Below are 13830 nucleotides of genomic sequence, written 5' to 3' on the forward strand. Positions count from 1 at the left end.
CCCACAAGGGATTCGCACAGCGCTCATATACCCCGTGTGCCCTGATCCACAAAAAAACCGCCCTCACGGGCGGCTTGAAGAACTCAGCCTTGATCAGAAGCCGAGGGAGAAACTGATGGTCATCGCATGGTCCTTGTCATTGCGTGACAACTGGCCCGAGTAACCCAGTCCCAGTTTGCCGTTAGGGCTGATCTGGTAATCCACGCCCGCTTCCACTACCGCGCTGTCCTTGGCAATCGGCACGCCTTGGGTGCTGAAGGATGCGCCACCGTTGATAAAGCTCAGGTCTGCATCCGGCTTGCTGTCACCCAAGGCATGGCGCCAGCCGATGCTGCCCCGTGGGGTGATGCTCGAACCGTTACCCAGGCTGATGGTTTTACCCAGGCGCACGCCAAGGGTGGAGAACGTGATGTCCTGGTCGGCATCACCTTTGAGCGCGGCCGAACCGCCTTTTTCCTTGAGGGTGTCGCTGTCGTAGTTGACGTAGGCCAGGCCTGCGAACGGTTCCACGGCCAGGCCGCCAGCCTCAATGGTGTAACCGACTTCACCGAACACTTGCGCACTGCGCGCCTTGTAGTCGGCTTTCAGGCGTTGGCCCTCGGTGCCCACTGCCACGTCACGTTTGCTTTCGATGTCGTGCCAGGTGTAGCCCACACCCATGCGCGCAGCGAAAGCCTCTTGCTGGTACGCGGTGTAGGCCATCAGGTGGTGGCTGTCGACATCGGCACTGGAGTTACGGCGCTTGGCGTCCAGGTCGCTACGGGTATAACCAGCAGCGATACCGGCACGCCAGGCGTCGTCCAGTTGCTTGTCAGTGCCCAACAGGAAGCCGCTGAGGTTGCGATCCAGGCGCGCGGTATCGCTGTCGCCGCCCAGGTGGCCCCAGGTACCGAGGACGCGCATCCAGCCAACCATTTCGCCGTGGCAACCGGCGCTGCTCAGGCGGTTTTCGCTGGGTGCCAGACTGTTCCGCGGATCGTCCTGGCGGTAGCAACCCGGTTGACGCATGCGCTCGTTGACCGCGTCACGCACGTAGCGCGAGTCTTCAAGCATGGCGCTGGCGGTGCTGGCATGGATCTCCCCCGACAGGCTGTCGAAGGCCGCCCGCGCGCTGGCTGCATTGCCGGTCAGCAAGGCATTTTGTATCGCACTGTCGCCCACTGCCACACCGCTGCCCAATGCCGTGGCAACCGCCCGCTGGTTGCCGGTGGCCGCCACGCTGGCGAAGCTGGTGGTGTTGCGGCTCACAGCCAGCGCCACCTGGTTCGGGCTGTAGTTGAGGGCCGTATCGAGGAACGCCAGGTTCTCCAGGTTGGTGTTGCTAAAGGTGCCGGTCACGCCGCCGGCTGCCGTCAACAGGGTGTAGGTGGTGGGCCCGGTGTAAGGCACCAGGTTGACCACATTCAGGCTGCCCGCCAGGTTCGCACTACCGCCGACCGCCAAGGAGCCGGCCACCGATGGCGTAATCACCAGGTTAAGGGTGCCGTCGACAGCATTGGTGAAGTTGCCGGCAACACTGAGCTTGCCACTGTCGGGAGTGACCACGCCGTGGTTGACCAGCGAGCCGACGCTGCCATTGCCACTCAGGCCTGCGCCATTGGCGACGGTCACCTGGCCGCCCAGCACGGTCCCCGGGTTGCTGGCATTGCCCACTTGCAGCAGCCCCTGGTTGACGGCCACTGCACCGCTGAAGGGCTGGTTGCCGGTCAGCAGCAGGCTGCCGCTGCCCTGCTTGACCAGCGTGCCGGTGCCGGTCAGCGTGCCGTTGAACTGGCCATTGCTGTCTTGCTGGAACATCAGGTTCGCGTTGTTGGTGATTGCCCCTTGCAGGCTCGTGGTGTTCCCCGCCAACGTCCCGCCGCTGACAATGGTCCCGCCGCTGTAGGTGTTACTGCCGGTCAGCAACAAGGTACCTGCGTCGACTTTATTGATCCCTGCGCTACCCACCAGGGGCGCCGAGATTTCTGTGGTCACCCCGGCATTGATGCGTATCGCCGCCAGGCTGCCATCTGCGGCATTGGTGGGGCTGAGGCTGCCACCGGTGCCAGCGACCAGGGAGTAGCCGCTGTCCAGCACTTGCAGGCCGGTGAAGCTCTGGTTACCCGCCACGGTCACGGTCCCGCCCTGCCCGCCAAACACGGCGAACTGGTTGTTCGAGGCCTGGCCCTGGGTGCCGGTAGGATCGGTCCAGTTGGTGCCAGGGCCCCAGGTGCCGCTGCCGCCATGCACCGTGCCGTCAGGGCTGGTGGTGCCGCCGTTCCAGAACTGGATCTGCCCAGGCGTGGTTTGCACCAACAGGTTGAGCTGGTTGGCCAGCGAGGTTTGCAGGCTCAGTGCGCCCGGCACAATCCCGGTTGGCAATGTGCCCAACAGCAAGCCGTTGTCGGTCAGGCTGCCGCCGTAGCGGAACAGTTGGTAGACGCCGACGCCAAACCCGCCGGCGTCGCTGACATTGAGGGTGCCATCCAGGGTCAGGTTGCCGGCCACGTTGACCACCGTGGTCGATGAGCCCGGTGCGCCGAGGGCGAAGTCCAACCGGGTCCCCGCAGACAATGCCAGGGCTCCCACCGACAGCGGCGTCGCAGCCCCGGCAGTGAGTGTCGAACCGTCAGCCATGTTCACCGCTCCCGCCAGTTGCCCACTGCCACCCAGCGAGGCGCCGTTGGCGACTTGCACGGCAGCACTGTTCAAGGTGCCGTTGACCACCATGCCGCCGGCCGTGACGTTAGTACTGCCGGTGAAGCTGTTGTTGCCGCTCAGCAACAGATCGCCAGTGCCGGTCTTGGTCAGCGAGCCGCTGCCTGTAAGGTTGCCGGTGTAGGTGCCATCGGCATTTTGCTCGAAGGTCAGCGCCGCGTTGTTGGCAATCGCCCCTTGCAGGCTGCTGGTGCTGCCCGTGGTGCTGCCGCCATTGAGAATTGTCCCGCCACCATAGGTGTTGGTGCCGGTAAGCAACAGCACACCATTACCGCTTTTCACCAGGGCACCGGTACCGCTGAGCGCGCCACTCAAGGTCAAGTCATTGCTGCCCAATAGCGTCAACTGCCCCCCCAGGGTAATGGCATTGGCCAGTTGCAGGGCGCTGCTGCCATCCAACTGTGCAGCGCCGCCTACGCTCAGGGCACCATTGCCCAGCGCAGCGTTGTTGCCAAGAATCAACTGCCCGGCGTTAAGGCTGGTGCCGCCGATGTAGGTGTTGACGCCATTGAGGGTCAGGCTGGATGCCCCGGTTTTGACCAGGCTGCCATTGCCACTGACCACCCCATCCAGCGTCAGGCCGTTGGCCCCGCCCACGGTCATCACGCCGTTGAGCAGCGCGTTGTTGCCCAGGGTCACAGCCGTGTTGCTGGCCAGGGTGGTGCCGTTGGCGGCGGTCAATAGGCCCGTACCCAGGGCACTGTTGTTGCCCACCACCAGCGTGCCGCCATTAAGGGCGGTGCCACCGGTGTAGGCATTAGCGGCGTTGAGTACCAGGGTGCCGCTGTCCAGTTTGGCCAGGGTACCGCTGCCATTGAGGGTTACACCGAGGGTCGCGGTGACGTTGGGGTCGACCCGCACTGCGGTGTTGCCAGTGCCGCCATTGACCAGATTCAACTGGCCGGCGGTACCGGCCACCAGGTTGTAACCGTCACTGACAAATTGCATGCCCGTCAGGCTTTGGCTGCCGTCCACCGTGACCGTGCCTGCCGCGCCCTGGAACACCGCAAACTTGTCGCTCCAGTTCTGGTTGAGACTACCGTCGACATTCGCCCAATTGGTGCCACTGCCCCAGGTGCCGTTGCCGCCTTCGATAGCGCCGTTGCCGATCAACTGGCCACCGTCCCAGAACTGCACGCTGGTGTTGGGCGCGATCACCACCAGGTTGACCTTGTTGTTGACCGCGGTTTGCAGTTGCAGGTCATCGGCGATCACGCTGGATGGGAGGGTACCGAGGGTCAGGCCATTATTGGTCAGGGCCCCGCTGTAGTTGATGAGGTTATAGACGCCCGTGCCAAAACCACCGAGGTCGCTGACATTGAGGTTGCCGTCCAGAGTCAGGTCGCCGCCGACATTCAGCAGCCCGCTGCCGCCACCGACTACCGGTACGCCAAGGCCCACATCCAGGTTGGCATTGCCTCCCAGCACCAGCGAGCCCAGCGTCAGCGCACTGCCGCTGCTCAGGCCCAGATGGCCGCCATCGGCCACCGTCACCGCACCCGCCAAGGTGCCACCACCGGTCAGGGTCGCACCGTTGTTGACCGTCACGCTGCCGCTGGCCAGGCTGCCGGCCACGTTGAGCGTGCCGCCCGTGACGCTGGTCGCACCGCTCAGGCTGCTATTGCCGGTCAGGTCGAGGGTGCCGGTACCAACTTTATCCAGGGCACCGCTGCCGCCCAGGCTGCCGCCGAAGGTGTTATTGCCGCCGACGGTCAGCGTATTGCCCACCGCCACTTGCAGCGCACCATTGCCGGCCAGAGTGTTGAGCGTGGCGCTACTGCCCAGGTTAAGGGTTGCACCGCTACCCACCGTGACCCCGGAAGTGTTGCCCAAGGCGCCGGCGCCGACCGTGGTCAGCGTACCGCCCAGCACATTCAACGGCCCGTTCAACAGGTTGTTGCCACTGAGGGTCAGGCTCGCCGTGCCATTTTTGATCAGCGCAGCGTTGCCGGCCAAGATGCCGGACAGGGTCAGGTCGTGGCTGCCGGCGACTGTCAGGTCGGCATTGAGGTCGATGGCATTGGCCAGCACCAGTGGTGCACTGTTATCCAGGGTGGCCACACCGCCTACGCTCAAGTTGCCGCTGCCCAGTGCAGTGCTACTGCCGAGGGTAAGCGTACCGGCGTTGAGCAATGTACCGCCGCCGTAGTTGTTGGCGCCATTGAGGCTCAGGTTGGCGCCACCGTTCTTGATCAACTGCGCGGCGCCGTCGACTATCCCGGCCAATGTCAGGCCATTGCTGCCGGCCACTGTCAGCGCGCCATTGAGGGTCACGGCATTGCTCAGCGTCACATTCGTGCTGCTATCGAGGGTCGCCGGGCTGTTGACCAGCAAGGTGCCAGAGCCCAGGGAGCTGTCCGTTCCGACGGTCAGGCTGCCCGCATTGAGTTGGGTACCGCCGACATAGCCGTTGCTGCCGGCGAGGGTCAGGTTGCCGATGCCGCTTTTGATCAGGCTACCGGCACCGTTCACGCTGCCCGCCAGGGTCAGGGCATTGCTACCGCCGATGGTCAGGCTACCATTGAGGTCCACACCATTGGTCAGCACCACGGCTGTGTTGCTGTCCAGGGTGGTGCCATTGGCGCTGGTTAACAGGCCCGTGCCCAGGGCGTTGTTATTGCCGACGATCAAGGTGCCGCCGTTGAGCGCCGTACCGCCGGTGTAGGCGTTGCTGCCATTGAGCACCAGGGTGCCGGTGTCGAGCTTGGCCAGAGTGCCGCCGCCATTGAGGTTCACATCCAGGGTTGCGGTGACAGTAGGATCAACCCGCACTGCCGTGTTGCCGCCGGCGCCATTGAACAGCGTCAGCCCCCCTGCCGTCCCCCCCACTAGGTTGTAGCCGTCGGTGACAAATTGCAGGCCCGTGATCGCCTGCGCGCCATCAACCGTGACCGTGCCGGCCGCGCCCTGGAACACCGCCAGGCTACTGGGTGCCCAGCCCTGGTTGAGGCTGCCGTTGATCCCGGTCCAGTTGTTGGCCGCCGCGCTCCAGGTGCCGTTGCCGCCTTCGATGGTACCGTTGCCCACCAGTTGGCTGCCGTCCCAGAACTGCACATTGGTGCTGCCAGTGACCAGCAGGTTGATCTGGTTGCCAATAGCGGTTTGCAGGTCGAGGCTGCCCGGCAGGACGCCACCGGGCAGGCTGCCCAGTTGCAGGCCGTTGTTGGTCAACACGCCGGTGTAGTCGATCAGGCGATAGAGCCCGGCGCCAAATCCGCCGATATCACTGATGTTGAGAGTGCCGTCCAGGGTCAGGTTGCCCAGCACTTTGAGCAACTCGGTGCCGCCGCTGGAGGGTGCGCCGAGGCCGGCATCGAGGTTGGCATTGGCCCCCAGCACCAGCGAGCCGGTGGTCAGGGTGCTGCCGGAGTTCACCACCAGGTGGCCACCGTCGGCGATGTTCACCGCGCCCAGCAAGGTGCCCGAGCCGCCAAGGGTCGCGCTGCTGTTCACATTGACGCCGGCACTGGCCAGTTGGCCATTGACGTTCAAGGTGCCCGCGCTGACCTGGGTGTTGCCTGTCAGCGCGCTGATCCCGGACAGGGTTAGAGTACCGCTGCCAAGTTTGTCGACAGTGCCCAGGCCGGCAAGAATGCCGCCAAAGGTGTTGTTTGCGTTATTGGCACCCAGGCTCAAGGTATTGCCCAGGCCGACCACCGCTGTGCCCGCCCCTGTGAGGTTGGCCAGGCTGGCGGAACTGCCCAGGTTGAAGGTAGTGCCGGACGCCAGATTGATCCCGCTGTTGTTACCCAGCGCACCTGCGCCCAGGGTGGTCAGACTGCCCGCCTGGATATCCAGCAGACCGCTGAAGGTGTTGTTTCCCGACAATGCCAGGTCCGAAGTACCGGTCTTGATCAGGCTGCCATTGCCCGCCACCACCCCGGCCAACGTCAGGTTGTTGCTGCCACCCACGCTCAAGCCGGCGTTGACCGTCAGGTCGTTGGCCAGGACCAGCGGTGTGCTGTTGGCCAGGGTCGAATTGCCCGCCACGATCAGGCCGCCCGTGCCCAGTGCCGCAGCGTTGCCCAGGGTCAGTGTGCCCGCGTTGAGGGTCAGGCCGCCCTGGTAATTATTGAGGCCATTGAGGGTCAGGTTAGCCCCGCCATTTTTGATCAACGCACCCGTACCGCTGACCAGGCCGCCCAGGGTCAGGTCAGCGCTACCGCCAATGGCCAGGTTGCCCGCCAGGTTAATAGCATTGCCGACACTGACGGCGGTGCTGCTATCCAGGCTTGTACCGTTTGCCGCAATCAGCGCACCGCCACCCAAGGCGCCGTTGTTCGCCAGGATCAGGCCACCGGTGTTCAGCGCGGTGGGCCCGAGGTAGGTGTTCACACCGCCCAACGTGAGCTGCGACGTACCATTTTTGAGCAGGCCGCCTACGCCACTGATCACGCCATTCAAGGCCAGGGCATTGCTGCCGGCGACGCTAAGGTTGCCAGCCAGGACCACATCGTTGCCCAGGGTCACGGTTTTATTGCTGGAAAGTGCGGTGCCTGCGGCCGCGCTCAACAGGCCGCTACCCAGCGCGGTATCGCTGCCGACCACCACTGCCCCACCGTCGAGGGAAGTGCCGCCGGTGTAGCTGTTGTTGCCATTGAGCACCAGAGTGCCGCTGTCGACCTTGGCCAGGGTGCCACTACCGTCGATATTGACGCCCAGGGTCGCGGTGAGTGTCGGATCAACCCGGATTATCGTGCTGCCGATCGCCGTCAGTTGCCCCGCCGTACCGCCCACGACGTTGTAGCCGTCGCTGGCAAATTGCAGCCCGGTGAACTGCTGCGTACCGTCCACGGTGACCGTGCCCGCCGCGCCGGTGAACACCGCAAACCCGCCGGCCCAGGCCGAGTTGGGCGTGCCGCCGATGACTGTCCAGTTACTGCCGCCGACGCTCCAGGTGCCATTGCCACCCTCGACCGTGCCATTACCGGTGATCTGGCTACCGTCCCAGAACAGCATATTGGCCACCGACACCACTACATTCACCTGGTTGGCCGTGGTGACATCCACCAGCACGTCGCCGAGGTTGAAGCCCAGCGGCACACCGGTCACCGTCAAGCCCTGCCCGGCCAGGCTGCCGGTGTAGTTGATCAACCGATAGATACCCGCGCCAAAGGCTCCGCCATTGCTCACATTCAGGTTGCCATCCAGGCTCACATTGCCGCCGATATCGAGGAGTGGCGTCAGGGACGGCGCGCCGAGACTCACATCCAGGCTGGCGCCGCTGCCTACCACCAGCGAAGCAGCAGACAGCGTATCCGCGCTGTTCAAGGCCAGATGGCCGCCGCTGTTGATATTCAGCGTACCCAGCAACGAACCGCCGCCGGTCAGGGTCGCCCCGGCATTCACATCGACGATGGCACTTGCCAGGGTATTGCTCACCTTCAAGATGCCGGCATTGACCTGGGTGTTACCGCTAAGGCTGTTGACCCCGATCAGGTCGAGTTCGCCGCTGCCCACTTTGATCAGGTCGCCGCTACCAGTGAGGCTGCCGCTGAACGTGGTGTTGGTGTTGGCGCCGCCTACGGTCAAGCTGTTGTTCAAGCCCACATCGACAACACCCGCACCACTCAAGCCGCCGAGTACACCATTGCCTGCCAGGTTGAGACTGGCGCCGGCGCCGATGGTCAGCCCGGAGTTGGCCCCAAGGGCAGCGGCGCTGCTGGCGAACACGCTGCCACCCTGGATGTTCAAGGCGCCAGTAAAGGTGTTGGTGCCGGTCAGAGTCAGGTCGGCCGTACCATTTTTGACCAGGCCGCCGGCGCCACTGATTACGCCGCCCAGGGTCAGATTTTGGGTGCCGGCCAGGGCAAGGTCGGCATTGAGGGTGATGTTGTTACCCAGGGTGAACACCCCGCTGTTCTCCAGGCTCGCCGGGCCGCCGACGGTCAACGCACCGCCGCCCAGGGCCGCGGCATTGCCCAGGGTCAGGCTACCGGCATTGAGCACAGTGCCCGCCTGGTAAGTGTTGACCCCATTGAGGGTGAGATTGGTCACGCCCTCTTTGATCAGTGGACCGGCGCCGCTGAGTACGCCACCCAGGGTCAGGGCGTTGCTACCCGCCACAGTCAGGCCGGCGTTGAGGACGATGTTGTTGCCCAGGGCAACCGCTGTACTGTTGTCCAGTTTCGCGGCGCCCGCCACGGTCAAGTTACCCAGTCCCAGTGCAGAACTGCTGCCCGCCGTCAGCGTCCCGGCATTAAGGGTCAGACCGCCGAGGAAATTGTTGGCGCCAGTGAGACTCAGGTTGGCGATGCCATTTTTGATCAGGCTGCCTGCTCCGATAACCGGCCCGGCGAGCGTCAGGTCTGCGCTGCCGCCTACCGTGACCGCGCCTGCAAGGCTGACTTGGTTGCTCAGGGTTGCTGCGGCATTGGCATCCAGTGCGGTGCCTGCGGCGGCGTTCAACGCACCGGTACCCAGCGCGCCCGTTGCTCCGACCACCAGGGTGCCAGCGCTCAACTGGGTGCCACCGCTGTAGGCATTGGTATTGTTGAGGATGAGGTTGGCCGCGCCGGTCTTGACCAGGCTGCCAGTGCCGCCGATCGAGCCGCTCAGGGTAAGGTGGCTGGTCCCGTCCGCCAGCAGGCTCACCGCGCCACCCAGGGTCACGGCGTTATTGAGGGTGATCTGGCTGTTGCTGACCAGCGAAGTACTGCCCGCCGCCGTCAGCGTGCCGGTGCCCAAGGCACTGCCCGAGCCAAGCAACAGGCGGCCGCCGCTCAATGTGGTACCGCCGCCGTAGGTGTTGGTGCCACTGAGGGTCAAGTCAGCCGTACCGGTCTTGCTCAAGGCCCCCGTACCGCTGAGGTTGCCACCGAAGGTAAAGCCGTTGACGCCCTGTACCGCCAGCCCACTGGCGCCGATCACCACATCATTGGCCAGGCTCAAGTTACCGGCGCTCGCCGCCAGGGTCCCGCCATTGACGTTCAGTAAGCCGCTGCCAAACGTGGCGTTATTGTCGAACTGCACGATGCCGCCATTGAGCGCAGTCGAGCCATTGACCAGTGCCCCTAGCAGGGTCCAGGTCCCGCCATTGATCACCAGGTTGTTGAAGTTGATGTATTGGCCGCTGGATACGGTGCCCGTCTGGATTGCGGCGTTCACCCCAGCCAACTGGTTATCGAGGATCAGGGTGTTGTTGGTCCCGCCCACACCGCCGTCGACCTTGCCGGTGGGCGCGAACGACAGGTTGATGTTGACCAGCCCACCCAGGCTGATCCCGGTACCGGCATTCACCGCAGACCCGGTAACCGCGGTAAATGTATTGCCACCGCGCCCGGCACCCAGGGAAACCCCACCGTTGAGCGTGCCGGCATTGATAAACGAGTTGCCCACCCCACCGGCGACACCTGACGCCTCAAAGCCGATCCGACCCGTGACGGTGCCACTGTTGGTCATATTGACCTGGGAGCCCCCCTGCACCACCACGACAGTTGCCTCGTCAGGTTGCAACACGGATACACCAATGCTGGAGGCGCCGATGATGCCGCTGTTGTTGAGGGTGGTGGTGAAGCCTGCACCATTGGTAATACTCAGCGCCGCGCCGCCCAGCAACGAGGCCACATCCACCAGGGGAATAGTGCCCTTGATCGTGCCGCTGTTGGTCACTGACACATTGCCTGAGGTTGAGGAGTTGCCAATCACCACACCACTGGTCAAGACGCTCAGGGACAACAGGAAAGCCGGATCAATCACGCCCAGGTTGGTCAGCGATACACCGCTGCCGGTCAGGCTCAATACCGTGCCCACTAAGCTATTCATCCGCGTTGCGGCCTGGACAGTGACCTGCAGGTCATTGGCCGAACTGGCAAAACTGTTCGCTGGCGTCAGGGGCAGGCTTGGCGCCCCCGTACACGTCACCGTGACACCCACCGTCGTACACGCCGCCAACACCTCGGGGCTCACCAGGCCAACCACCAGCCCGAGCACACCGAGACGAATCGCAAGAGAGAGAGGAGAAACACGAGTTTTAGCGCCAGCAACAAGTCTTCTTTCCACGGGTCACTCCTTCGTGGTCCAAGCCTTTCGTCCGTGAATGCGTAGAAGCCCCATGTAACAGATCCAACACGCATCAAAAGCGAATTACCTGACCGTGATGACAACAATCCTGTTGTCAGAACCGTAGCTGACGCGCGTTAAAGTCATTGAAATAAATGGTATTAATACTTTCGTAAGTGCCCTGTAGGATTTGCACGACATCCAACAGGCGCTGGAGTGAAGCGCCGGAGCTCGGCAAAAATTCAGATTCAACTGCGTAAAAGCGCGCTCTAATAGCGCCCTGTCGATTCGCCTCAAAGATCCTGGAGTAAGCGATGCCCCATGAAGGCAACCTGTTACAAGCGGCCGTGGTGTTCCTGTTGGCCGCGGTGCTCACCGTGCCCCTGGCCAAGCACCTGAAACTGGGGGCGGTGCTGGGCTATCTGTTCGCCGGCGTGATTATCGGCCCCTCGGTATTGGGGCTGATAGGCAACCCGCAAAGCGTCGCGCAGTTCTCCGAGCTGGGGGTGGTGTTGTTGCTGTTCATCATCGGCCTGGAGCTGTCGCCCAAACGCCTGTGGGTGATGCGCAAGGCGGTGTTTGGCGTGGGTCTGGCGCAAGTGCTGTTGACCGCCATGGTGATGGGCGCAGTGGCACTCTGGGCCTTTGGCCAGTCGTGGAACAGCGCCATTGTGCTGGGCTTGGGCCTGGCGTTGTCCTCCACCGCCTTCGGCCTGCAAAGCCTGGCCGAACGCAAGGAACTGAACAGCCCCCACGGGCGCCTGGCCTTTGCGATCCTGCTGTTCCAGGACATCGCGGCAATCCCGCTGATCGCCATGGTGCCGCTGCTGGCCGGCAGCGACCACACCACCACCGCCGCCCAGGACCTGAACCACGGTTTGCAGGTATTGGGCAGCATCGCCGTGGTGATCATCGGCGGCCGCTACCTGCTGCGCCCGGTGTTTCGTATCGTCGCCAAGACCGGCCTGCGCGAAGTATCCACCGCCACCGCGCTGCTGGTGGTGATCGGCACCGCCTGGCTGATGGAGCTGGTGGGGGTGTCCATGGCCCTCGGCGCGTTCCTCGCCGGCCTGCTGCTGGCCGACTCGGAGTACCGCCACGAACTGGAATCGCAAATTGAGCCGTTCAAGGGCCTGCTGCTGGGCTTGTTCTTTATCAGTGTGGGCATGGGCGCCAATATCGGCCTGTTGTTCAGCACACCCTTTGTGGTGCTGGGGCTGACCCTGCTGCTGATCGCTATCAAGTTGCCGCTGCTGTACGCGGTCGGGCAGATGGTCGGCGAACTGAACCGCGAGAGCGCAGTACGCCTGGGTGTGGTGCTGGCCGCCGGTGGTGAGTTTGCCTTCGTGGTGTTCAAGATCGGCCGCGACCAGGGCCTGTTCGCCCCGCACCTGTACGACGTGCTGGTGCTGACCATCACCCTGTCCATGGCCCTCACGCCCCTGCTGTTGCTGCTGTGCCCGAAACTGTTCAGGCCCAAGGCCAAGCCGGTGGAAGTGCCAGAAGAGTACCGCGCCATCGAGAGCGATGCGCCTCGGGTGGTGATCGCCGGCATGGGCCGCATGGGGCAGATCGTGGCACGGATCCTACGGGCGCAAAACATTTCGTTTATCGCCCTCGACACTTCGGTGGAAACCATCGAGCTGACCCGCAGTTTCGGCGGCATGCCGGTGTTCTACGGTGATCCGCAGCGGCCAGAGATCCTGCATGCGGCGAAGGTCGACCAGGCCGAGTACTTCGTGATCGCCATGGATGATCCCGAAATCAATATCAAGACCGCTGAACTGGTGCGCAACCTCTACCCGCACATGAAGATCATCGCCCGTGCCCGTAACCGCCAGCACGTGCATCGCCTGGTGGACCTGGACGCGTCACCGGTGCGCGAAACCTTCTATTCCAGCCTGGAAATGAGCCGCCGCACCCTGGTCGGCCTGGGACTGAGCGAAACCCAGGCCGATGCGCGGATCAACCGCTTCAAACACCATGACCTGCAACTGTTGACCGCCCAGCACGCGGTGTACGACGACGCGGCCAAGGTGATGCAGTCGGCCCAGGAGTCCCGTGCAGAATTGGCCCGTCTGTTTGAAATGGACCGTCTTGAGGAAGAGTCCGGCAAGGCTTGAGGATGGATCCGAACGAAATTGCGAATTTTCTGACAGAATACGCAAGGACACCAATGAGGGCTGGAAGGCCCATTCTATGGGCATCTCAGTGAGCTTGTCCAACCAGTTCTAACACTATGTCTAACAGAGTTCTAACGGTTTGTGACAGTGGAATGGATAACTTACAGAGGCGCATGGATGCGCGTTAAGGACCCCATAGGCACCCACGCGATAACGTCCAGGCGCGAGAGGGGCCACGGGGGGAACTTGCGGCATAGAACAGTTGAGGTGGTCATTCAGATTTTTCTGTCAGATTCTCAAGGGGCCAATCTGGTTCGCTTTACCTCAAGACCGGCGAGCATCACTATTGCAGCGGCTGTTAGGTGCAGGCCATAGGCAACCACTTCTGGCTCTACAGTTCGTATGGTCTCCCCTTGACCGTGTCCAGCGTTCCTGTTTCGCAGGGTAGGAATACCGCTAATGAGAACATTACTCACGGACGTAAGCTGCGCCTCATTGTAGGCGGGCACGAGGCCTGCTTGGGTGCAAGCCAGCACTAATTTATTGGCTGTCGCACCGGGGGCATACGGCGTCTTATTTTCGGTCAGGATGATCTTCATCGTACTTTCAAATGCCTTGTGCGCATCCACAAGCGCTTCCTCATGATTGCCATGACGATAATGCTCGTAAGCCCCGAGAAACTCATCACGGGCACCCGCAAAGATTTCAGCATTTAGAAAACCAATGGCTGGCTTTACAACTTCTGAGTGGAGGAACTGGGAATCCACTCTTATGATTCTGCCATCAATCAGCTCATACCCAAGACCCGCTTCTCGAAACCTTGCGTTAAGCTCAACGATGCAGTCGTCTACAAACTTTTCGGGATTGTGCCGCTCTCCTTTATAAAATGGTGACTTCACAGCCGTACCGCCAACGCTGTAGCACAGTTCCACAGCATCGAGGCACAGCTCGACATTCGGCTCACCTGGACTTGCCCCTACCAGACCGGACACCAACTCCCCGTTAAATT

The 13830-nt window shown here is 62.7% G+C and carries 3 protein-coding genes; 1 reads left to right on the forward strand and 2 read right to left on the reverse strand.

All coding sequences use genetic code 11. From position 1 onward, the window contains the following. Positions 1–93 precede the first annotated feature (93 nt). Positions 94–10698, reverse strand: coding sequence for an autotransporter-associated beta strand repeat-containing protein (locus tag H097_RS16670; protein WP_032861095.1), 10605 nt, complete (start codon positions 10696–10698; stop codon positions 94–96). 314 nt (positions 10699–11012) lie between these two features. Here H097_RS16670 and H097_RS16675 point away from each other — a divergent pair, with 314 nt between their 5' ends. Continuing rightward, positions 11013–12821: a monovalent cation:proton antiporter-2 (CPA2) family protein gene (locus H097_RS16675; RefSeq protein ID WP_032861096.1), complete on the forward strand. Its 1809-nt coding sequence runs from the start codon at positions 11013–11015 to the stop codon at positions 12819–12821. Positions 12822–13117: 296 nt separating this feature from the next. Here H097_RS16675 and H097_RS16680 read toward each other — a convergent pair. After that, positions 13118–13830, reverse strand: a 713-nt coding sequence (locus H097_RS16680; RefSeq protein WP_050593382.1) for a hypothetical protein, incomplete at its 5' end; no start/stop codon positions are given.

Origin of the sequence: Pseudomonas sp. FH4 (assembly GCF_000510915.2) — a bacterium.
In the GTDB taxonomy this organism is placed as follows: Bacteria; Pseudomonadota; Gammaproteobacteria; order Pseudomonadales; family Pseudomonadaceae; genus Aquipseudomonas; species Aquipseudomonas brenneri.

What these genes read in the sequence shown, in the direction of transcription:
- H097_RS16675 (WP_032861096.1), top strand. Translation starts at nt 11,013, where the DNA reads ATGCCCCATGAAGGCAACCTGTTACAAGCGGCCGTGGTGTTCCTGTTG.